Origin of the sequence: Nocardioides sp. OK12 (genome assembly GCF_024341885.1) — a bacterium.
Lineage (GTDB): Bacteria > Actinomycetota > Actinomycetes > Propionibacteriales > Nocardioidaceae > Nocardioides > Nocardioides marinisabuli.
In genome coordinates, this window is the sequence record NZ_BNET01000004.1 from 280381 (window position 1) to 300778 (window position 20398).

Genomic DNA, 20398 nt, shown 5'->3' on the forward strand with positions numbered 1-20398 from the left:
GGAGGTGGCAATCGATGGAGATCCGGCTGTTCGGCGCGACGACGGTGCGGTGCGGGTGCGGGTGCGGGAGGCCGCCGACCGATGCCTTCGGCGGACCCAAGCCGCAGCAGATCGTGGAGATCCTCGCGCTGTCGGCGGGGACCCCGGTGTCCAAGGAGAAGCTGGCGGACCTGCTGTGGGAGGGGCGACCGCCCCGGTCCTACCTCGGGACGCTGGAGAGCTACGTCTGCGTGCTGCGCCGGTCGCTGGCGCGCAGCTGCGGCGACGGCGGGGCGGCCGGGATCATGACGGTCCCCAACGGCTACGTCGTGGTCCCTGGCGTCGTCAAGGTGGACCTGATGCAGTTCCGCGCGCTCGTCAGCGCGGCCGTGGTGAACACCGCCCACGACCACGCCACGGCGCTCTCCGCCCTCGAGGCGGCACTCTCGCTGGTGAAGGGCGAGCTGCTGGCCAGCGAGAGCCTCGCCTCGTGGGCGCTGGGCGAGCGGGAGGAGTTCCGCGACGAGCTCGCGCAGGCCGCGTCCCTGGCCGCCGAGCACGCGCTGGCGCTCGAGCGCTTCGGGGCCGCCGTACGGCTGGCCACGACGGCGGTGCGCGCCGACCAGTTCGCGGAGGACGCGTGGCGCACGATGATGGCCGCGCTGTGGGCGTCGGGCCGGCGCTCCCAGGCGCTGCACCGCTTCTCCCAGCTGCGCGACCTGCTCGTCGACGAGCTGGGCGCCGAGCCCAGCCGGGAGACCACCGACCTCTACCTGGCGATCCTGCGCGGCGGTGCCTCCCGGGAGGCCGGTGCGCACCGTGAGCGTGACGACGCCGCGGGGGCGGAGGAGGTGCGGATCCTGGTGGGGCTCCTGCGCCAGATCCTGACCTCGGTGCCCGGCCTGGAGCTGCCGCCCCGGGAGGGCGAGGTCGTGCGGGCCGCCCACCGCTGGGTCGACGCCTTCTGAGCATCGGCGGCGTCGATCCCCGAACCCCGCATAGTGGGGATGAAGCGGGGTGGTCACCGCTGCCAGCCTGGCGGATGACCGACGGGGGTGGCGATGCTGGCACGAGCACAGGCACGGGGGGACCAGGCCCGGTCGCGCGTCCTGGTGGTCGACGACCACCGGACCTTCACCGACCTGACCAGCCTGGCGCTGGCGACCGAGGACGACCTGCTGTGCGTCGGTACGGCGACCGACTCCGCGCGGGCGCGTCGGCTCGTCGAGCAGCACCACCCCGACGTGGTGCTGATGGACGTCAACCTCGGCGGTGAGGACGGGCTGGTCCTGACCGAGGAGCTGCTGCGGCTGCGGCCCACCCTGCGCGTGGTGGTCCTCACCGCGTACGCCGACCTGGGTGTCCTGCGGCGAGCGGCAGCCGCCGGAGCCTGCGCGCTGCTGCCCAAGAACGGGTCGCTGCCCGAGCTCCTGGAGGTGCTGCGCACCGCCCGGCCCGGGGGCCTGGTCGTGCACCCCAGCCTGCTGCGCCGCCTGGTCGGCGAGGGCGGTGGCGGCACGGCCTCCGCGTCGCCCGTCCCGCGGCTGACGGCGCGCGAGCGCGCGGTCCTGGATCGCCTGGCCCAGGGGCACGACGTGCGCTGGATCGCCCGGGACCTGGACATCACGGTCAACACCTGCCGCGGCTACGTGAAGTCGCTGCTCGCCAAGCTCGACGCCCACTCGCAGCTGGAGGCCGTCGTGGCCGCCACGGCACACGGACTCCTCCATGGGCCGGGGCCGGCCTGAGGACTCCCCGGCCTCGACGGGGGCCGACGACACGGTGCGCTCGGCCGTCACCCGGTTCGTGCTGCTCAGCGTGCTGGCGGCCCTGCTCCTGGCCGGCGTCGCGGTCGTGGTCGCCGAGCGGATCGCCCGTGAGCGCGCGCTCGACAGCGCCCGCGCGGTCGGCACGGCGCTGGCCACCCGGCTGGTCTCCCCGCTGGTCGACGGCGACCTGCGCGAGGGGGACCCAGCGGCGCGCGAGCGGCTGGCGTCGGTGATGCGCAACCGGATGCAGGACGGCAGCATCCGCCACGTCAAGGTGTGGGCGGCGGACGGCACCGTGCTGTGGTCGAACCAGGCGCGCCTGGTCGGCAAGCGCTTCGACCTGCCGGACGACGTACGCGGGCTGCTGGGCAGCTCCCGGGCAAGGGTCGAGGTGTCGGAGCTCTCGCGCGAGGAGAACTACGCGGAGCAGGACGAGGGGCCGCTGCTGGAGGTCTACGTGGGAGCACGGGACGACGACGGGCAGGAGATGGTCGTCGAGGCCTACCTGGCGACCGAGCAGATGGAGCGCGACGCCGAGAAGGTCGTGGTCTCCCTCGTGGGCCTGGCCGTCGGGTCGCTGGGGATGTTCCTGGTCGTCGTGATGCCGCTCGCCGTGGCGCTGGGGCGGCGCGTGCGACGCGCCGAGCGCGGACGCGCGGTCCTGCTCAGGCACGTCCTGCTCGCCTCCGAGCTCGAGCGCAGGCGCATCGCCGCGGCGCTGCACGACGGCGTCATCCAGGACCTCGCCGGCCTGGGCTACGCACTGCCCGCCGTGGCCCGCTCGCTCCCACCGGAGCACGAGGCGCCCGGGGTGCGCCGACACCTCGACCACTTCACCGACCTGGTGCGCGACGACGTCACCAAGCTGCGCCGGCTGATGAGCGACATCCATCCCCCCGATCTCGCCGGTGCCGGGCTCGCCGAGTCGGTCCAGGAGCTCGTGGCGAGCGAGTCGGCCGCCGCGGGTGTCGAGTCCCGGGTCACGCTCGCCCCCGACCTGGAGCTCACGCCGGACGCCGCCCGCCTGGCCTACCGGGTCGTGCGCGAGGGGGTGCGCAACGTCGTGAAGCACGCGGGGGCCCAGCACCTCGACGTCGACGTCCGGCGCCGCGACGGACAGGTCCTGGTCCGGGTCAGCGACGACGGGCGGGGGCCGGCGCGCCCGCAGGGCGACGACACCGAGGGGCACCTCGGGCTGCGGCTGCTGCACGACGCCGTCCACGACCTCGGCGGTCGGCTGGACCTCACGGCGACGTCGCCGGCGGGGACCGAGCTGAGCGCCGCCTTCCCCGAGGCGCTGGTGACGGGGTGAGGGCGTCCGGCGTCCCGAGGTCAACCCCGCCCCAAGGTCGCGCGGGGAGGCTGGGTCGACGACGTCAGGGGGAGACGATGAAGCAGTCGCAGCGCAGACCGGCGGTGCGGGTCGCGGTGGCGGCCGCGATCGTCGTGCTCACCGCCCTGGTCGGCGCTCCCGCGCACGGGCACACCGGGCTCGTGGCGAGCACGCCCGGCGACGGCGACACCATCAGCAGCCCGCTGGAGCGGGTGGCGCTGGCCTTCGGGACCCCGATCGACCCGCACCACGTCGAGGTGGTCGTGCAGGACGCCTCCGGCCGGACCGTCTCGCACGGCGCGGCGGTCGTCTCGGGCAGCACCGTCGAGCAGGCGCTGCGGGTGTCGAGCCCCGGTGAGCACTCGGTCGGCTACCGGGTGGTCGGGTCGGACGGGCACGCGGTCGTGGGGTCGTTCACGTTCACGGCCACCGGAGCGGCGGTCGCACCCGACGGCGACGCCGGCTCGCCGAGCCGGGCGGCGGGCTCCTTCCAGGTCGCGAGCAGCGATCCCGGCGAGGAGCTCTGGGACCGGGGGACGGTGGTGCTCGTGCTGGCGTCGGGGGTGCTGGCGCTCGTGGTGATGACCGTCGTCGGTGTCCGGGGACGGGCGGTGCGCGCCCTCGAGCCCGACGACGACTACTGACGCCCGAGCACCGCCAGGGTCCGCTGCGCCATCTGCTCCTCGCCGAGGGCGTTGGGGTGCACGATGACGGGGTTGGTGCCGGCCAGCACCGGCTCGACCCAGCGCTCGCCGGGCAGCTGGCAGGCGTCGTGGCCGTCGGAGACCCGGTTGAGGTTCACGTACGTCGCCCCGGTCGCCCGGGCGGCCCGCTTGACCGCGTTGTTGAGCACGCGCTGCAGGGTGCGCAGGTAGGGCACGTCCCCGCGCGCGACGGGCATCAACGGGTAGCAGCCCACCCGCTCCGGCATGATCCACGGGTAGCCCAGGATCGCGACCTCCGCCCTGGGGGCGCGGCGCTGCACGTCGCGCAGCGCCCTGCGGATGGCCGGGAAGGTCGTCGTGCGGATGGTGGTGACGAAGGAGTCGCCGTACTCGTCCTTGCAGGGACTGCCCTGGCCCAGCGTCGCCAGGCCGGCGGCGCCGCACTGCACGATCGAGTTGAGGAAGACCGAGCTGTCGTTGCCGCCGATGGTCATCGTGACCAGGCGGGTGCGGCGGCTCAGGGCGTCGAGCTGGGGCGGCACGTCGTCGTACTGCGACCCGCGGTAGTCACCGGTGTCGGCGGCACCGCAGGTCACGTCGGTGAGGCGGGCGCCGATCGCCTCGGCGATGACGTGGGGGTAGTTGCGGATCGAGCGCAGGCACTGCACCGGCGCGGCCGGGTCGAGCGGCAGCACCCCCGAGGCCGCGCTGTAGGAGTCGCCCATGGCGACGTAGCGCACCCCGGCCCGCTCCGCCGTCGTGGTCTCGGCCAGCGCGGGAGCCGTGGCGGGCACGAGCGTCGCCAGCAGCGCGAGGGCGGTGGTGGCGGCGGCGAGCAGGGCGGGGCGACGGGACACGGGGACTCCAGGCGTACGACGGGGGCGGCCGGCGCAGCGTAAGCCGCAGGAGTGGCGCGGGCCACACCCCGCCCACGGGACGGACCGGCAGGGGAAGTGGCGCCGGCTCGGCGGGGAGCTGGCGCCGGCTCGGTGAGGAACTGGCGCCGGCTCGGCGTCAGCGCAGGCGGCGGGTGTCGTCGGCCAGCCGCACCGTGCGGCCGGTGCGGTCGAGGTGGGCCAGCAGCGCCAGGGCCACCCGCCGGCTGGTGCCCAGCGCGCTGCGGGCGGCGGTGACGGGGAAGGGCTGCTCGAGCGCCGCGAGCAGGGGGAGGGCCTCGTCGTCGGCCCCGGCGCGCACCACCACCGCGCCACCGAGGTGCAGCACGGCGCCGGCGCGGTCGAGGCGGGCCAGGGCCCGGGTGTCGAGGCCGAGGTCGCGCAGCCGGTCGGCGCTGGGCGCGGCGAACGCGGTCTCCAGGTCGGCGCGCAGCGCCTCGAGCGCCGCGGCCAGGTCGGGCGGCACCTCGGGGCCGCGGGTGCGCCAGCGCCCGCCCTCGAGGCGCGCACCCGCGAGGTCGAGCGCGTCGAGGAGCGCCGGGTCGGGCAGCCCGGCGACCTGCGCGAGCTCGGCGGGCGCGAGACCGTCGGCCGCCCCGGGAGCGGCCAGCGCCGCACGCGCCCGCTCGGCGGCCTGCTCGGCCCGGGCGGGGTCGAGCAGCCAGCCCCCGGCGCGCGCGGCGCCCAGGGCCGCGGCCGGGTCGAGGCCGGCCCGGCGCAGGTCGTCCTCGCGGGCCAGCCCGCGCACCCGCAGGTCGGCCGCCGTCGACCCGTCGAGACGAGCCAGGTCGACGGCGCGGGCCCGGGCGGCCCCCCGCCGCCGCAGGGACGGCGGCTGCGGGTCGAGCACGCGTACGCCGCGCACGACCCGGTCGCCGGTGGAGCGCAGCACCGCGCGGTCCCCGACCCGCAGCGGCAGCGGCCGCTCCAGGCGCAGGCGGACCAGTCCCGGCGCCCGGGCCGGGTCGAGCGGGCGCGCGTGCACGGCCAGCTGGGTCGAGCCGACGTGCAGCAGCGGCCGCTCGGGCAGCCGGTCGAGGTCGGGGCCGGTGACCTCGACGTCGAGCAGGTCGACGTCGAGGAAGGCGCCGGGGGTGACCAGCGCGGCGCCGCGGCCCAGCGCGTCGACGGCGCCGGGGGAGCGGTCGGCGAGCGCCAGCGCGACCCGGGCGACCCCCGCCACGGCGTCGCGGCGGCGGCCCAGCGACTCGACGCGGCGCACCCGCACGGGCCCGCCCGGGCCGTCGAGCACGTCGCCCTCGCGCACGGTGCCGGCCGGCAGCGTGCCGGTCACGACGGTGCCGGTGCCGCGCACGTGGAAGACCCGGTCGACCCACAGCCGCACGTCGGCGCCGGGGTCGGGGGCCGGGACGCCCGCCAGCACCCGCGCCAGCGCCGCGCCCACCTCGGTGCGCAGCGTGGCCGCACCCTCGTCGTCGCCGGCCGCGGTGACGACGTGCGGCACATCCGCCAGCCCGGTGCGGGACAGCTCCTCGCGGGCCCGCGCCAGCGCAGGGGCGGGGTCGGCCAGGTCGGCGCGCGAGACCACCAGCAGGCCGTGGGCCACCCCCAGCGCGTCGAGCACGGCGAGGTGCTCGGCGGCCTGCGGCATCCACGGGTCGTCGGCGGCCACGACCAGCACCGCCACGGGCACCGGGCCGACCCCGGCCAGCATCGTCGCCACGAACCGCTCGTGGCCCGGCACGTCGACGAAGGCCACCTCGCCGACGCCCGGCAGGTCGGTCCAGGCGTAGCCGAGCTCGATCGTCAGCCCGCGGCGCTTCTCCTCGGCCAGCCGGTCGGGGTCGGCGCCGGTGAGCGCGCGCACCAGCGTCGACTTGCCGTGGTCGACGTGGCCGGCGGTCGCGACGACGTGCACTCAGCGGCCCCCGTCGGCGGCGAGCACGCGTCGTACGCCCTCGACGAGCGCGGGGTCGTCGCTGCCGGGCAGCGCCAGCAGGTCGAGCAGCAGCCGGCCGTCGTGGACGTGGCCGACGACGGCCGGGTCGCCGTGGCGCAGCGGGGCGGCCAGGTGGTGCGGCAGCGCGACCGCGGCGCTGGGCAGCGGCACCCCGGGCGCGCCCCCGCCGCCGACGCGGCCCTCGGAGGCCACCGCCTCGGCGGGGCCGCCGATCGCCGTGGCCAGCCGCCGCGCGCGGGCGAGCAGGTCGTCGGGACGGCTCGCCAGGGCCGCGGCCACCGGCGGCGCCGGGCCGGTCAGGGTCGCCTCGAGCGCGGCCAGGGTGAGCTTGTCGACCCGCAGCGCGCGGGCGAAGGGGTGGCGGCGCAGCCACTGCACCAGCGCGGCCCCGCCCAGCAGCAGCCCGGCCTGCGGGCCGCCGAGCAGCTTGTCGCCCGAGGCGGTGACCAGGTCGGCGCCCGCGCGCAGGGTGGTGGCGGCGTCGGGCTCGTCGGGCAGCCGCGGGTGCGGGGCGAGCAGGCCCGAGCCGATGTCGGCGACGACCGGCACCCCCAGGCCCGTCAGCGCCTCGACCGGCACGCTCGAGGTGAAGCCCTCGACGCGGAAGTTGGAGGGGTGCACCTTCAGCACGAACGCGGTGCGCTCGCCCACGGCGCGCTCGTAGTCCTCGAGGTGCACCCGGTTGGTGGTGCCCACCTCGCGCAGCCGCGCGCCCAGCGACTCCATCAGCTCGGGGATGCGGAACCCGTCGCCGATCTCGACCAGCTCGCCGCGCGAGACGACCACCTCGCGCCCGGCGGCCAGGGCGCAGGTCGCCAGCGCCAGGGCGGCGGCGCCGTTGTTGACCACGTGCACGCCGCCGGCGTCGGGGACGGCCGCGGCCAGGGCAGCCAGTGCGGCCGCCCCACGGGGCCCGCGCAGGCCCGAGTCGAGGTCGAGCTCGACGTCGGTGGCCCCCGCCGCCAGCGCCAGCGCCTCGACGGCGGCCGGTGACAGCGGGGCCCGGCCCAGGTTGGTGTGCACCACGACGCCGGTGGCGTTGAGGACCCGGCGCAGCGAGACCGGGGCGGCCGGCAGGTCGTCGAGCACGGCGGCCACCACGTCCTCGGGCGCCACCCGGCCCGCGCGGCAGGCGTCGAGGGCCGCGACGACCCCGGCCTTGACCCGCGCCCGGCCGAGCCGCTCGACGGCGGGCGCCAGGGCCGGGTCGTCGAGGACGACGTCGGTGCGCGGGACCCGGCGGCGGGTGTCCTGCACGGGCCCCTCCCCGGGTGGCGACGGCGTACGACGGCTGGCGGAGGCGGACGGGAATCGAACCCGCCTGACCGGGATGCCCGGTCACAACGGCGTTGAGGGCCGCGCCCGTCACCAGACGAGGTACGCCTCCGCGCTCAACATAGCCCGACGACACGCGGGGGCCGTCCCACCCCCAAGGTGCTGGTCAAGGGTGAGCAGGGTGGTGCAGGGTGTCGCCATGGAGCAGTTCCTCGGGTGGCCGCTGGTGCGGCAGGTGCTCGGCCGCGACCGGCTCGGTCGTGGCGAGGCGGCGATGTCGCAGCGCAGCCGCGGCCTCCAGCCGCGCACCACCACCGCCGACCGGGTCGTCGACTCGGTCTGCCCGTTCTGCGCCGTGGGCTGTGCCCAGAAGGTCTTCGTCAAGGACGAGAAGGTCGTGCAGATCGAGGGCTCGGCCGCGAGCCCGGTCTCGCGCGGGCGGCTGTGCCCCAAGGGCAGCGCCAGCAAGCAGCTGGTCACCTCGTCCAGCCGCGTGACCACGGTCCGCTACCGGCGCCCGCACGGCACCGAGTGGGAGGACCTCGACCGCGAGACCGCGCTCGACATGATCGCCGACCGCGTCATCGCCACCCGCAAGCAGTTCTGGGAGTGGGAGGACGAGAAGGGGCGCCGCACGCGCCGCACGCTCGGCATCGCCAGCCTCGGAGGGGCAGCCCTCGACAACGAGGAGAACTACCTCATGAAGAAGCTGTACACGGCGATGGGGGCGATCCAGATCGAGAACCAGGCCCGTATTTGACACTCCTCCACGGTGCCCGGTCTGGGTACCTCGTTCGGCCGTGGTGGGGCTACCACCAGCCTGCAGGACCTGCAGAACGCTGACTGCATCCTCATCGAGGGCTCCAACATGGCGGAGGCCCACCCGGTGGGCTTCCAGTGGGTGATGGAGGCGAAGCGTCGCGGGGCGACGGTCATCCACGTCGACCCGCGCTTCACGCGCACCTCGGCGGTCTCCGACCTGCACGTCCCGATCCGCGCCGGCAGCGACATCGCGTTCCTGGGCGGGCTGGTCAACCACGTGCTGAGCAACGACCTCGACTTCCGTGAGTACGTCGTGGCCTACACCAACGCCGCCAACATCATCGACGAGGCCTACCAGGGCCCCGACGACCTCGACGGGCTGTTCTCCGGCTTCGACCCCGAGACCGGGCAGTACGACCCGATCTCGTGGCGCTACGAGCCGCCCGAGGACATGAACGACGAGGAGCGCGAGCGCGACCGCGAGCTGCGCGAGGACGCCGAGGCCGCGGCCACCGGCGACGACGCCAAGCGCTCCCACCAGGCCGCCCGCTCCGAGAGCCACGGCTCGGGCGGGGCCCCGGTGAACTGGAAGGGCCGGCGCGACGAGACGCTGCAGCACCCGCGCTGCGTCTTCCAGATCCTCAAGCGCCACTTCGCCCGCTACACCCCCGAGATGGTCGAGCAGGCCTGCGGCATCCGCCCCGAGCAGCTGCGCCAGGTCGCCGAGGCGCTGACCTCCAACAGCGGTCGCGAGCGCACCACCGCGTTCTGCTACGCCGTGGGCTGGACCCACCACAGCACCGGCGCGCAGATGATCCGCACCGCCTCGATCCTCCAGCTGCTGCTGGGCAACATCGGGCGCCCCGGCGGCGGCATCCTGGCGCTGCGCGGGCACGCCAGCATCCAGGGCTCCACCGACATCCCGACCCTGTTCAACATCCTGCCCGGCTACCTGCCGATGCCGCTGGCCGACCACCACCAGAGCCTCGACGAGTGGGTGCGCGCCGACGAGGGCAAGGCCGGCTTCTGGGGGAACATCCGCTCCTACGCCGTCAGCCTGCTCAAGGCCTACTGGGGCGACGCCGCGACCCCCGAGAACGACTTCTGCTTCGACTACCTGCCGCGGCTGACGGGCGACCACTCGACGTACACCACGGTCAAGGCGCAGATCGAGGGTCGGTGCAAGGGCTACTTCCTCGTGGGGGAGAACCCCGCCGTGGGCTCGGCCAACGGCAAGATGCAGCGCCTGGGCCTGGCCAACCTCGACTGGCTGGTCGTGCGCGACCTGCAGATGATCGAGTCGGCGGACTTCTGGAAGAACGGTCCCGAGATCGAGACCGGCGAGCTGGTCACCGAGGAGATCGGCACCGAGGTGTTCTTCCTGCCCGCGGCCAACCACGTCGAGAAGGCCGGCTCCTTCACCCAGACCCAGCGGATGCTGCAGTGGCGCGACCAGGCCGTGCAGCCGCCCGGCGACTGCCAGAGCGAGCTGGAGTTCTACGTCGACCTCGGCAACCGCATCCGCGAGAAGCTGGCCGGCTCCACCGACGAGATGGACCGACCGCTGCTCGACCTGGCCTGGGACTACCCGGTCGACGAGCACGGGGAGCCCGACGCCGAGGCGGTGCTGCGGGAGATCAACGGCACCGGGCCCGACGGGGCGCCGCTGTCGTCGTACACCGAGCTGCGGGCCGACGGGTCGACCTCGTGCGGCTGCTGGATCTACAGCGGCGTGTACGCCGACGGGGTCAACCAGGCGCGGCGCCGCAAGCCGCACTGGGAGCAGGACCAGGTCGCCTCCGAGTGGGGCTGGGTGTGGCCGGCCAACCGCCGCATCCTCTACAACCGCGCGTCCGCGGCCCCCGACGGCACGCCGTGGAGCGAGCGCAAGCGCTACGTGTGGTGGGACGCCGACGAGGGCCGCTGGACCGGCTCCGACGTGCCCGACTTCGTCGTCGACCGTCCGCCCGACCACGTGCCCGAGGGCGGCGCCAAGGGCCCCGACGCCATCGGCGGGCAGGACCCCTTCGTGATGCAGACCGACGGCAAGGGCTGGCTCTTCGCGCCCGTCGGGGTCGCCGACGGTCCGCTGCCGGCGCACTACGAGCCGCCGGAGTCGCCGGTGCACAACCCGGTCTACGCCCAGCAGAACAACCCCGGGCGCAAGCAGCTCTCGACGCCGTCCAACCCGGTCAACCCGAGCTTCTCGGAGGTGTTCCCCTACGTGTTCACCACCTACCGGCTCACCGAGCACCACACGACAGGCGCGATGAGCCGGACCCTGCCCTACCTCACCGAGCTGCAGCCCGAGCCGTTCTGCGAGGTCTCGCCCCGGCTGGCCGCCGAGCGCGGCCTCGAGCACGGGCAGTGGGTCACGATCGTGACCGCGCGGACCGCGATCGAGGCCCGGGTGCTGGTCACCGACCGGCTGCGCTCGCTGCGGCTCGGTGAGCAGTGGGTCGAGCAGGTGGGCCTGCCCTACCACTGGGGCGTCAACGGCATCTCGAAGGGCGACTCGCCCAACGACCTGGTCAACGTCACGATGGACCCCAACGTCTCCATCCAGGACAAGGTCGGCACCTGCGACATCCGCCCGGGCCGCCGCCCGCGCGGCGCCGACCTGACGGCGTACGTCGAGGACTACCGCCGCCGCGCCGGCGTGGTCACCGAGACCGAGCAGGACCACCCCGCCGACGGAGGCAGCACGTGAGCAGGCTCAGCGAGTTCCTCTCCCCGGAGTCCCTGTGGGGGCGCCTCGACGACCCCAGCGAGAACGCGGGCTACGAGGACCACCCGGCCCGCAAGGGCTTCTTCACCGACACCTCGGTGTGCATCGGCTGCAAGGCCTGCGAGGTGGCGTGCAAGGAGTGGAACCAGGTGCCCGACGACGGCTACCTGCTGACCGGGATGTCCTACGACAACACCCAGCAGCTGGGTGCGAGCACCTGGCGCCACGTCGCCTTCATCGAGCAGCCGCTCGGACCGGCGTCCTCGGGTGCTGGGCCGACCGCCGCGCCGACCGACCTGGGGATGCCGGGCACCCGGCCCCCGGGCTGGGAGCGCGAGGTGACCCTGCCCGACGGGGCCGACCAGGGCGCCGCCTCCGGCGACAGCGGCGTGCGGTGGCTGATGTCCTCCGACGTGTGCAAGCACTGCACCCACGCCGCCTGCCTCGACGTCTGCCCGACCGGGTCGCTCTTCCGCACCGAGTTCGGCACGGTGGTGGTGCAGGAGGACATCTGCAACGGCTGCGGCTACTGCGTGCCGGCCTGCCCCTACGGCGTCATCGACCAGCGCAAGGACGACGGGCGCGCCTTCAAGTGCACCCTGTGCTACGACCGGCTCAAGGAGGGCCAGACGCCCGCCTGCGCCCAGGCCTGCCCGACCGAGTCGATCCAGTTCGGCGACCTCGACGAGCTGCGCGAGCGGGCGGCGGCGCGGGTCGAGCAGCTGCACGAGCAGGGCGTCGACGTGGCCCGGCTCTACGGCGCCGACCCCGACGACGGGGTCGGCGGCGACGGGGCGTTCTTCCTGCTGCTCGACGAGCCGGAGGTCTACGGGCTGCCGCCCGACCCGGTGGTCACCACCCGCGACCTCGGCTCGATGTGGCGCCACGTCGGCGCCGGTGCGCTGGCCCTGGCCGGCCTCGGGGCCGCCTCGTTCCTGGGCAGGCGCCGATGAGCCGTCGCGAGCAGTCGATGGTGCCCGAGCCGGAGTTCCGGTCCTACTACGGGCGACCGATCCTCAAGGAACCCACCTGGAAGACCCCCGACGTGCCGATCTACCTGTGGATCGGCGGCATCGCCGGCGGCTCGGCGCTGCTGGCCGAGGGCGCGGCGCTCAGCGGACGCCCCGGCCTCGAGCACGTCACCCGGCTCACCGCGGCGACGGGCGCCGCGATCGGCACCGTCGCGCTGGTGCACGACCTGGGCCGCCCCGAGCGGTTCCTCAACATGCTGCGGGTCCTCAAGCCGACCTCGCCCCTGTCGGTCGGCTCCTACATCCTGGCCCCCTTCAGCAGCCTCGCCGGCGCCGCTGCCGCCTCGCACGTGACCGGTGTGGCGCCCCGCCTGGGCCGCCTGGCCGGGGCCGGGGCCGCCGTGTTCGGCCCGCCTCTGGCCACCTACACCGCCGCGCTGTTCTCCAACACCGCGATCCCGGTCTGGCACGAGGCGCACCGCGAGCTGCCCTTCGTCTTCGGCGGCTCCGCGGCCGCCGCCGCGGGCGGCACCGCCATGGTGCTGGCCCCCGCCGCCGAGAGCGGCCCCGCGGCACGGATGGCGGGCATCGGCGCGGTCGCCGAGCTCGGTGTCAGCCACCTGATGGAGCAGCGGCTCGGGATGCTGGCCGAGCCCTACGAGAAGGGCCTGGCCGGGAGGCTGACCAGGCTGTCGCGGGCCCTGACCGTCGCCGGGCTCGGGCTGAGCGCGCTCTCGCGACGCCGGCCGTGGGCGCGGCGGGTGGCCGGGGCGTCGTACGCCGCCGGCTCGCTGGCGCTGCGCTTCGCGGTCTTCGAGGCCGGCCGCGAGTCCGCGCGCGACCCCAAGTACGTCGTGGTGCCGCAGCGCGAGCGGATGCGTGCCCGGGAGGAGGAGGCGCAGCGCCAGGAATCCGGCACTGTGTCCTCGTGACCAGTGCGACCTCCCACGCCCCGCTCCGACTGACCCAGCACGCCTCCGGCGGCGGCTGCGCCTGCAAGGTGCCGCCCGGCGAGCTCGAACGCGTGCTGGCCGGGCTGCCGGTGGCCACCGGCGACGACCTGCTGGTCGGTCTCGAGCACGGCGACGACGGGGCGGTGGTCCGCCTCGACGGGGACCGCGCCGTCGTGCTGACCACCGACTTCTTCACCCCCGTCGTCGACGACCCCTACGACTGGGGCCGGATCGCGGCGGCCAACGCGCTCTCCGACGTCTACGCGATGGGCGGCGAGCCGCTGGTGGCGGTCAACCTGCTGGCCTGGCCGCGCGACCGGATCCCCTTCGAGGTCGCCGCCGAGGTGCTGCGCGGGGGAGCGGCGGTCTGCGCCGAGGCCGGCTGCCTGCTCGCCGGCGGCCACAGCATCGACGACCCCGAGCCGAAGTACGGCCTCGCCGTCACCGGCACCGCCGACCCCGCCCGTCTGCTGCGCAACGACGCGGCCGCCCCCGGCACCCCGCTGACGCTGACCAAGCCGCTCGGGCTCGGGGTGCTCAACAACCGGCACAAGTCGACCGGCGAGGTCTTCGAGGAGGCGGTCGCGGTGATGACCACCCTCAACCGCGACGCCTCGCGCGCCGCGCTCGCCGCCGGCCACACCGCCGCCACCGACGTCACCGGCTTCGGGCTGCTGGGCCACCTGTTCAAGATGTGCCGCGCCAGCGGGGTCGACGCGGTGGTCGACGCAGCCGCCGTGCCCTACCTCGAGCCGGCGCGGGCGTCGTACGCCGCCGGGTTCGTGCCGGGCGGCAGCCGCCGCAACCTCGACTGGGTGCGCCCCCACCTCGAGGCCTCCGTCGACGAGGACGAGCTGGTCCTCCTCGCCGACGCCCAGACCTCCGGAGGCCTGCTCGTCGCCGGCGAGCTGCCCGGCCACCCGGTCGTGGGCGAGGTCGTGGCGCGGGCCGGCGCCCACCCCCGCATCACGGTGCGCTGAGCCCGGCCGAGCAGTCACTTGTGAACCAGCGAGCAGTCACTTTTCGCACCGGCTGGGGTGCGGAAGTGACCGGTGGGTGGTCTTCGGTTCAAGCGGTGGTCGCAACACCCTGACGAACGGGGTATGCGATGGCTGGTGGAAGCCCGAGGGTTCCGGCCGAGTGGGAGTACCGGTTCTGGGATGGGGTCCGTGCTGGTGTGGGGGTCGGTGAGGCAGCACAGCGTGTAGGCGTGTCGCGGACCCGTGCGCTGAGGTGGGTGTACGAGCGTGGCGGGGTGAAACCCTCACCACAGGCTGGGGCACGGACCCGGTCGTTGTCGTTTGCCGAGCGCGAGCAGATCGCTGTGCTGGCAGCCGCCGGCCTGGGGGTGCGCCAGATCGCTGGGGCACTGGGTCGGGCGCCGTCCACGATCAGCCGTGAGCTGCGTCGGGTGCCGCCTGCCAGGTCGGGTCCCACCGCGGGGCGCTACGTGGCCACGCGCGCCCAAGGCGATGCCGACGACAAAGCGAAACGACCCAAGCCGGCGCGGCTGGCCACCGAGCTGCGGCTGCGCCGAGAGGTCCAGCGCCGCCTCAGCGACAATGACAGCCCCGAGCAGATCGCGGGCAGGCTGCGCCTGGACTTTCCCGACGAGCAGGAGATGTGGGTGTCGCACGAGACGATCTACCAAGCGTTGTACGTGCAGTCGCGCGGCGCTCTCAAACGTGAGCTGACCAGGCATCTTCGGACCGGACGAGTGGTGCGCAAGTCCCAGCGTCGCCCCGAGGAACGCCGCGGACGGATCCCGGGCATGGTGATGATCTCCGAGCGCCCCGCCGAGGTCGAGGACCGCGCCGTGCCCGGACACTGGGAAGGTGATCTGATCGTCGGCTCGCAAGCCTCGAACTCCGCGATCGGGACCCTGGTCGAGCGCAGCACCGGGTTCGTCATGCTCCTGCACCTGCCCGAGGGAACCGGCGCCGAGACCGTCGCGGCAGCGATGACCACCAAGATGCTGCAGCTACCCGAACACCTACGACGCTCGCTGACCTGGGACCAGGGCCGCGAGATGCGCGAGCACGCCAAGATCGCCGAAGCCACCGGCCTGGACATCTACTTCTGCGACCCCCACTCGCCCTGGCAGCGCGGTAGCAACGAGAACACCAACGGTCTGCTGCGCCAGTACTTCCCCAAAGGCACCGACCTGTCCTTCTGGGGACCCGGCTACCTCGACAAAGTCGCCTCCGAGCTCAACGCCCGCCCCCGCAAACGTCACGGCTTCCTCACACCCGCCGAGGTCCTCGACCAGCTACTGTCCAAAACAGCCGAAGACGATGGTGTTGCGACCGCCGGCTGAATTCGCCGGTTCACAAGTGACTGCTCGGCCCGCCGGTGAGTTGACCTGGCCAGGCCCAGGGGCCTTGAATAACCTCAATGAACGTTGAGGCAATCGGGGACGGCGTGCTGGAGCGGCGGGTGGCGCGGCACGCGGCGCTGGCCGACGCAGCCCGGCTGCGGGTCGTCGACCTGCTGGTCCTGGGCGACGCCTCGCCCGGCGAGCTGCGCGCGGCCCTCGGGCTGTCCTCCAACCTCCTGGCCCACCACCTCGGGGTCCTCGAGCGGGCCGGCCTGGTGACCAGGCACGTCTCGCAGGCCGACCGGCGGCGCAGCTACGTCAGCCTCGAGGTGCGGGCGCTCGACGACCTGGCGCCGACCGGCGGCCGGGGCGGCGTGGAGGCGCGCCGGGTGGTCTTCGTGTGCACCGCCAACTCGGCGCGCTCCCAGCTCGCCGCTGCGCTGTGGAACACCACCGGGACCGTGCCGGGGCTCTCGGCCGGCACCCACCCGGCCGATCGGGTCGCGCCCGGAGCCCGCGCGGCGGCCCGGCGGCGCGGGCTGCGCCTGGCCGACGAGCCCGTGCGCCTCGCCGACGTCGCCGCCCCCGGCGACCTGCTCGTCACCGTCTGCGACCGCGCCCACGAGGAGCTCGCGCCCGGCACCCCGACGGGACCGCACTGGTCGGTGCCCGACCCCGTGCCGGTCGGCACCGACGCCGCCTTCGACGACGCCGCCGCCGAGATCGAGCGGCGCGTCGCCCGGCTGGCCACCCACCTCGGACCCGAGCACCGCCGACCCCAGGAGAGCCCATGAGCAGCACCACCCCCGACGTCCCGCAGGTCGTCTTCGCCTGCGTCCGCAACGGCGGGCGCTCGGTGATCAGCCGCGTCCTCACCGAGCACTACGCCCAGGGCCGCGTCCGTGCGCTCTCGGCGGGCACGGCGCCGGGCGAGCACATCCACCCCGAGGTCGCCGACGCCCTCGAGCGCCTCGGCCTCGACACCTCCCGCGAGGAGCCCACCCGGCTGACCCGCGAGACGATCGCCGCCAGCTCGATGGCCATCACCCTCGGCTGCGGCGAGGAGTGCCCCTACGTGCCCGGGGTGCGGTACGTCGACTGGCCGGTCGCTGACCCCGGCGGCCAGGACCCCGCCACCGTGCGCGCGATCGTGGCCGACCTCGACGAGCGGGTGCGCGGGCTGCTGGTGGAGCTGGTGCCCGACCTCGAGCTGGCGCCCTCAGTCCTGTCCTGACGCAGCCTCGTCGCGGTCGACCAGCGCCTCGGCCGCAGCCACCGCCTCCCGGGCCGGGCGACCGACGCCGACCAGGGTGGCCGACGCGGGCCCGCACCAGTCGCCGTACCCCAGCAGGAGCAGGCGGGGCTCGCCGACGGCGCGCACCGGCATCACCGCGCCCTCCGGCGCCTCGGTGAGCGGACGCCCCTCCGCGGAGTCGAGGCCCAGCGGACGCAGGTGGCGCAGCGCGGGGCGGAAGCCGGTGGCCCACACGACCGCGTCGAGCGGCTCCTCGTGGCCGTCGGGCCAGCGGGCGCCGCTAGGGGTCAGGCGCTCGACCATCGGCACCGCGCGCAGGCCGCCGTGGTCGCGCGCCTCGCGCACCGCGGGCACCGCCACCACGTCGCCCAGCGAGGCGACGCCGCGCGAGGGGCGGCCGGCGGCCCGGTCGCGCACCGCCTGGGTCGCGGTCTCGAAGAGCACCCGCCCGTCGACGTGGTCGGGCAGGTAGCGCGGCGGGCGGAGGGCGGCCCAGTGCAGCCGCTCGACGACCGGCAGCAGGTCGGCGGCGACCTGGGCGGCCGAGTTGGCGCCGCCGACGACCAGGACCCGGCGTCCGGCGAACGGCTCGGGGCCGCGGTAGGAGCCGGTGTGCAGCTGCACCCCCTCGAACTCGTCGGCCCCCGCGACCGCCGGCACGAACGGCCGCTCCTGGGTGCCGGTCGCGCTGACGACCACCCGCGCCGACCAGTCACCGTGGTCGCTGCGCACCTCCAGCCGGTCGTCCGGGGCCCGGTGGACCTCGCGCACCCGCACCGGGCGGCGTACGTCGAGGCCGTAGCGCTGCTCGTAGTCGCGCAGGTAGGCGACCACGTGGGCGGCGGGCGGGTTGTCCTCACCGCTCCAGCGCGGCATCGGCCACCCCGGCAGCGAGCTGTAGGCGGCGGGGGAGAAGAGCCGCAGGCTCGGCCAGGTGTCGGGCCACGAGCCGCCCGGCTCGTCGTGGGCGTCGAGCAGCACCCACGTGAGCGGCCTCGCCCCGCGCCTGCGGCGCTCGCGGTCGGCGCGCTGGAGGTAGAAGCCGGCCGCCAGGCCGGCCTGTCCGGCGCCGATGACGCAGACGTCGACCGGCACGGCGGAGCGGTGGCGCTGGGTCACGCCCCGACCCTAGACACCTGGTCTCGTCCTTTCGGTCAGGATCCCTGGTCCTCCCGGGCACTGGGCCCCGGATCGGGTGCGGCGCCCGCGGCCGCGCCGCTAGCCTGACCGGCTGGTGGGAGGACCACCACGAGGACGATGCTGAGAGGCGGCGACGGTGCGCAGGAGCAGGGTGCGGAGCCGTCGTGACCGCGACGTGCGGCTCGGGTACGCCGGCCTGGTGGTCGGCGCAGGTGCCTTCGTCGGTGCGCTCGTGGTGACCACCAACCTCGTCGACGTGCTCCCGGACCTCGACCTCCAGCAGCCCGTGCTCGCGCAGGAGCAGCGGGTCGTCGGCGGTGCGCAGATGCGGCCCCGGACGAGCACCGCCCCCGGGGTCAGCGGCGCCGGTGACGCTCGTCGGGCGAGCGCCCCCGTGCCGGGCGGCCGCGCGACGCCGCAGGCACCGCCCGCCGTGGCCCCGGCGCCTGCTCCGGCGCCTGCTCCGGCGCCTGCCCCGGTCCCGACGAACCCGAACCCGAACCCGACCCCGACGACCCCTACGACCCCGACCCCGGACCCCGACCCGGCACCGGGCCCCGGCGGCCCGGTCTCGTCGGTGCTCAACCCGGTCGCCGCCACCGCGGCCGAGGTCCTCGACGGCCTCAGCGGCGGCGCCACCCAGCCCGTGAGCCAGGGCGCGGTCGCCGTGGTGGGGCTCGTTGGCGAGCTGGCCGACGGGCCGCTCGAGGGGCTGCGACGCTCCGAGGCCCCTCAGGGCTGCCTGCTCACTTGTCCTTGAACGCCTTGGCGGTCACCTGGAACGGCGCGGCGTCGTGGTCGGCGATGCCGGCGCACGAGTAGGCCTGGTCCTCCCAGCAGTCGAAGCTGGTCGAGGTGTTGACCAGCGAGACCGTCACCGCGTCGACGCGCCGCGCGGAGAACGGCACGCTCAGCCGGGCGCGGCCCTTGCGGTTGAACCCCAGGAGGCGCTCGTCCCAGGCGCCCGTCTTGTTCTGCACCAGCACCGCGGCCATCGGCTTGGTCGCCGCCGCCGGCCCGTCGAGGGTCAGGCGCAGGGTCCAGGCCTTGTCCTTGAGCTCGGCGGCCGGGGTGACGTCGACGTTCTGCGCCGACATGTGGTCGACCGTCGTGGCCTGCGACTTCCTCGTCGCGTCCTTCGACAGCTTGAGGTTGGCGATGCGGGCCGCGCTCGGCCAGCTGGCGCCCTCGGGGTAGAAGGCCGCGGGGTTGTTGTTGACCGCCGCGAAGCGGGCGTAGTTGCGGGAGAACCCGCCCTTGCCGGCCAGCACCTTGGTCAGCGCCCTGGTCGAGTAGTCGCGCCCGGCGGCCTTGAACTGCCCGGCCTGCTTCCACACGCTGCGGACGATGACGCCGCCGTACTTCTGGGTCAGGAACTCCCACCACGCCCAGTTGCCGTAGTGGCGCCCGAAGGTGGTGCTGAAGATGTCGAGCGGCTCGTCAGGGACGCGCACCTGGCCGACCGGGAGGTACTGGCGGTTGTCGTTGACGTCGTCGGCGAAGCGCTCCTCGACCCAGGTCGCCGTCGACTCCAGCAGCCAGCGGTCCTCGCGGTAGTCGTAGTTGAACTGGATCGCGTGGAAGAACTCGTGCGCGGCGGTGACGCGCAGGGTGTCGAGCGGCTTGCGGCCGTACTCGGCCTTGGCGAAGTCGTCGTCGAGCACGCAGTAGCCGTTGGCGAGCCGCTTGTTGCCCTTGACCAGGTACTCGGGGGCGCAGTAGCCGTAGAGGCGCTGCCCGCTGAGCTCCTTGAGGTAGACGTCGAACTTGCCGTTGCCGCCGTTCTTGCCCTGGGGCAGGCTGCGGTCGCTGACCGGCTTGCGGTAGCCCAGGGTGCCGGTCTCGAAGTCCCAGACCTTGTTCATCACCTGGAGGGTCTTGCGGACCCACTTCTGGGAGTCGGGCCGGTCGGCGCCCTTGGTGACGTAGTGGACGCACACGTTGCCGCTGCACAGCTTCTTCGACCGGCTGTGGTAGCCCTGGCCGACCGGGTCGTCGCCGCCGTCGGTGGGTCGGGCCAGCAGGGCCTCACCCTCGCGCCGCTGCTCGGCGCCGAGCTGCGGCAGCGCGACGCGCAGGTCGCGCAGCGCCATCGTCGCCTCGTTGCCCTCGCCGACGGGCTGCCCCGGCCCGCGGGACTGCGCGCCGTCGCTGAGCCCGAGCGCGGTGCGCGCCGCGGCGAGGGCCTCGTCGGGGTCGGTGCCCGCCCCGGCCGGGGCGGAGGAGAGCCGGGCGCCGGAGGACTGGGCGCCGACGGACTGGGTGCCGGCGGACTGGGTGCCGAGGGCGGCGGCGCCCGGCGTGCTGCCCAGGGCCAGCGTCGCAGCGAGGGTCACCAGCGTCGCGGAGAGGAGGAGCGGGGTGGCGGGTCTGCGACGCATGAGGTTCCTAGCAACTGGGCCGACGAGCTGTCTGGACCAGGGTGCCCGGTGAC

The 20398-nt window shown here is 74.9% G+C and carries 17 protein-coding genes and 1 tRNA gene; 12 read left to right on the forward strand and 6 right to left on the reverse strand.

What is annotated here, in order from left to right; genetic code table 11:
• Nucleotides 1-14: 14 nt before the first annotated feature.
• From OCU29_RS11815 to OCU29_RS11830, 4 genes are all read left to right on the forward strand, one after another.
• Nucleotides 15-947: a BTAD domain-containing putative transcriptional regulator gene (locus OCU29_RS11815; protein WP_179613763.1), complete on the forward strand. Its 933-nt coding sequence runs from the start codon at nucleotides 15-17 to the stop codon at nucleotides 945-947.
• Between the two features lie 93 nt (nucleotides 948-1040).
• A complete protein-coding gene (locus OCU29_RS11820; RefSeq protein WP_261820092.1) occupies nucleotides 1041-1727 on the forward strand; it encodes a response regulator transcription factor in 687 nt (228 codons plus the stop codon).
• A complete protein-coding gene (locus OCU29_RS11825; RefSeq protein ID WP_261820093.1) occupies nucleotides 1708-3060 on the forward strand; it encodes a sensor histidine kinase in 1353 nt (450 codons plus the stop codon). The genes OCU29_RS11820 and OCU29_RS11825 overlap by 20 nt, the downstream gene beginning before the upstream one ends.
• 77 nt (nucleotides 3061-3137) lie before the next feature.
• Complete coding sequence (locus tag OCU29_RS11830) at nucleotides 3138-3725, forward strand: copper resistance CopC family protein (RefSeq protein WP_261820094.1); 588 nt, start codon at nucleotides 3138-3140, stop codon at nucleotides 3723-3725.
• Here OCU29_RS11830 and OCU29_RS11835 read toward each other — a convergent pair.
• The 4 genes from OCU29_RS11835 to OCU29_RS11850 form a co-directional block, all read right to left on the reverse strand.
• A complete protein-coding gene (locus OCU29_RS11835; RefSeq protein ID WP_261820095.1) occupies nucleotides 3719-4603 on the reverse strand; it encodes an SGNH/GDSL hydrolase family protein in 885 nt (294 codons plus the stop codon). The genes OCU29_RS11830 and OCU29_RS11835 overlap by 7 nt on opposite strands.
• A gap of 157 nt (nucleotides 4604-4760) precedes the next feature.
• Nucleotides 4761-6521, reverse strand: coding sequence for a selenocysteine-specific translation elongation factor (locus tag OCU29_RS11840; RefSeq protein ID WP_261820096.1), 1761 nt, complete (start codon nucleotides 6519-6521; stop codon nucleotides 4761-4763).
• Nucleotides 6522-7820 carry an L-seryl-tRNA(Sec) selenium transferase gene (selA, locus tag OCU29_RS11845; RefSeq protein WP_261820097.1) on the reverse strand — a complete coding sequence of 433 codons (1299 nt, stop codon included), beginning with the start codon at nucleotides 7818-7820 and terminating at the stop codon, nucleotides 6522-6524. It lies immediately after the preceding gene.
• 35 nt (nucleotides 7821-7855) lie between these two features.
• A tRNA-Sec gene (locus OCU29_RS11850) sits at nucleotides 7856-7950 on the reverse strand.
• An 87-nt stretch (nucleotides 7951-8037) separates the two neighbouring features.
• Here OCU29_RS11850 and fdh point away from each other — a divergent pair.
• The 7 genes from fdh (at nucleotide 8038) to OCU29_RS11885 (ending at nucleotide 16803) form a co-directional block, all read left to right on the forward strand.
• Nucleotides 8038-11310 (forward strand): formate dehydrogenase, encoded by a 3273-nt coding sequence (fdh, locus tag OCU29_RS11855; RefSeq protein ID WP_261820098.1) that lies wholly within the window; start codon nucleotides 8038-8040, stop codon nucleotides 11308-11310.
• Nucleotides 11307-12281, forward strand: a complete 975-nt coding sequence (locus tag OCU29_RS11860) for a 4Fe-4S dicluster domain-containing protein (RefSeq protein ID WP_261820099.1) — start codon at nucleotides 11307-11309, stop codon at nucleotides 12279-12281. The genes fdh and OCU29_RS11860 overlap by 4 nt, the downstream gene beginning before the upstream one ends.
• Nucleotides 12278-13231, forward strand: a complete 954-nt coding sequence (nrfD, locus tag OCU29_RS11865) for an NrfD/PsrC family molybdoenzyme membrane anchor subunit (protein WP_261820100.1) — start codon at nucleotides 12278-12280, stop codon at nucleotides 13229-13231. Before OCU29_RS11860 ends, nrfD begins: the two co-directional genes overlap by 4 nt.
• Nucleotides 13228-14232 (forward strand): selenide, water dikinase SelD, encoded by a 1005-nt coding sequence (gene selD / locus OCU29_RS11870; RefSeq protein WP_261820101.1) that lies wholly within the window; start codon nucleotides 13228-13230, stop codon nucleotides 14230-14232. Before nrfD ends, selD begins: the two co-directional genes overlap by 4 nt.
• Nucleotides 14233-14507: 275 nt before the next feature.
• Nucleotides 14508-15569 carry an IS30 family transposase gene (locus OCU29_RS11875; protein WP_370463671.1) on the forward strand — a complete coding sequence of 354 codons (1062 nt, stop codon included), beginning with the start codon at nucleotides 14508-14510 and terminating at the stop codon, nucleotides 15567-15569.
• A gap of 77 nt (nucleotides 15570-15646) precedes the next feature.
• Nucleotides 15647-16363 carry a helix-turn-helix domain-containing protein gene (locus tag OCU29_RS11880; protein WP_261820103.1) on the forward strand — a complete coding sequence of 239 codons (717 nt, stop codon included), beginning with the start codon at nucleotides 15647-15649 and terminating at the stop codon, nucleotides 16361-16363.
• Nucleotides 16360-16803 carry a low molecular weight phosphatase family protein gene (locus tag OCU29_RS11885; RefSeq protein WP_179613753.1) on the forward strand — a complete coding sequence of 148 codons (444 nt, stop codon included), beginning with the start codon at nucleotides 16360-16362 and terminating at the stop codon, nucleotides 16801-16803. Before OCU29_RS11880 ends, OCU29_RS11885 begins: the two co-directional genes overlap by 4 nt.
• Here OCU29_RS11885 and OCU29_RS11890 read toward each other — a convergent pair.
• On the reverse strand, nucleotides 16789-17943 hold the full coding sequence (locus tag OCU29_RS11890) for an ArsO family NAD(P)H-dependent flavin-containing monooxygenase (protein ID WP_261820104.1): 1155 nt from the start codon (nucleotides 17941-17943) through the stop codon (nucleotides 16789-16791). The two genes, OCU29_RS11885 and OCU29_RS11890, sit on opposite strands and share 15 nt — an antisense overlap.
• 157 nt (nucleotides 17944-18100) lie before the next feature.
• On the opposite strand from OCU29_RS11890, the gene OCU29_RS11895 reads away from it, so the two are divergent.
• The gene (locus OCU29_RS11895) at nucleotides 18101-18724 is read left to right on the forward strand and encodes a hypothetical protein (RefSeq protein ID WP_261820105.1); all 624 of its coding nucleotides are present in this window, start codon (nucleotides 18101-18103) and stop codon (nucleotides 18722-18724) included.
• On the opposite strand, the gene OCU29_RS11900 is transcribed toward OCU29_RS11895, so the two are convergent.
• Nucleotides 18711-20345, reverse strand: a complete 1635-nt coding sequence (locus OCU29_RS11900; RefSeq protein WP_261820106.1) for an MXAN_6640 family putative metalloprotease — start codon at nucleotides 20343-20345, stop codon at nucleotides 18711-18713. The genes OCU29_RS11895 and OCU29_RS11900 overlap by 14 nt on opposite strands.
• Nucleotides 20346-20398: the final 53 nt, after the last annotated feature.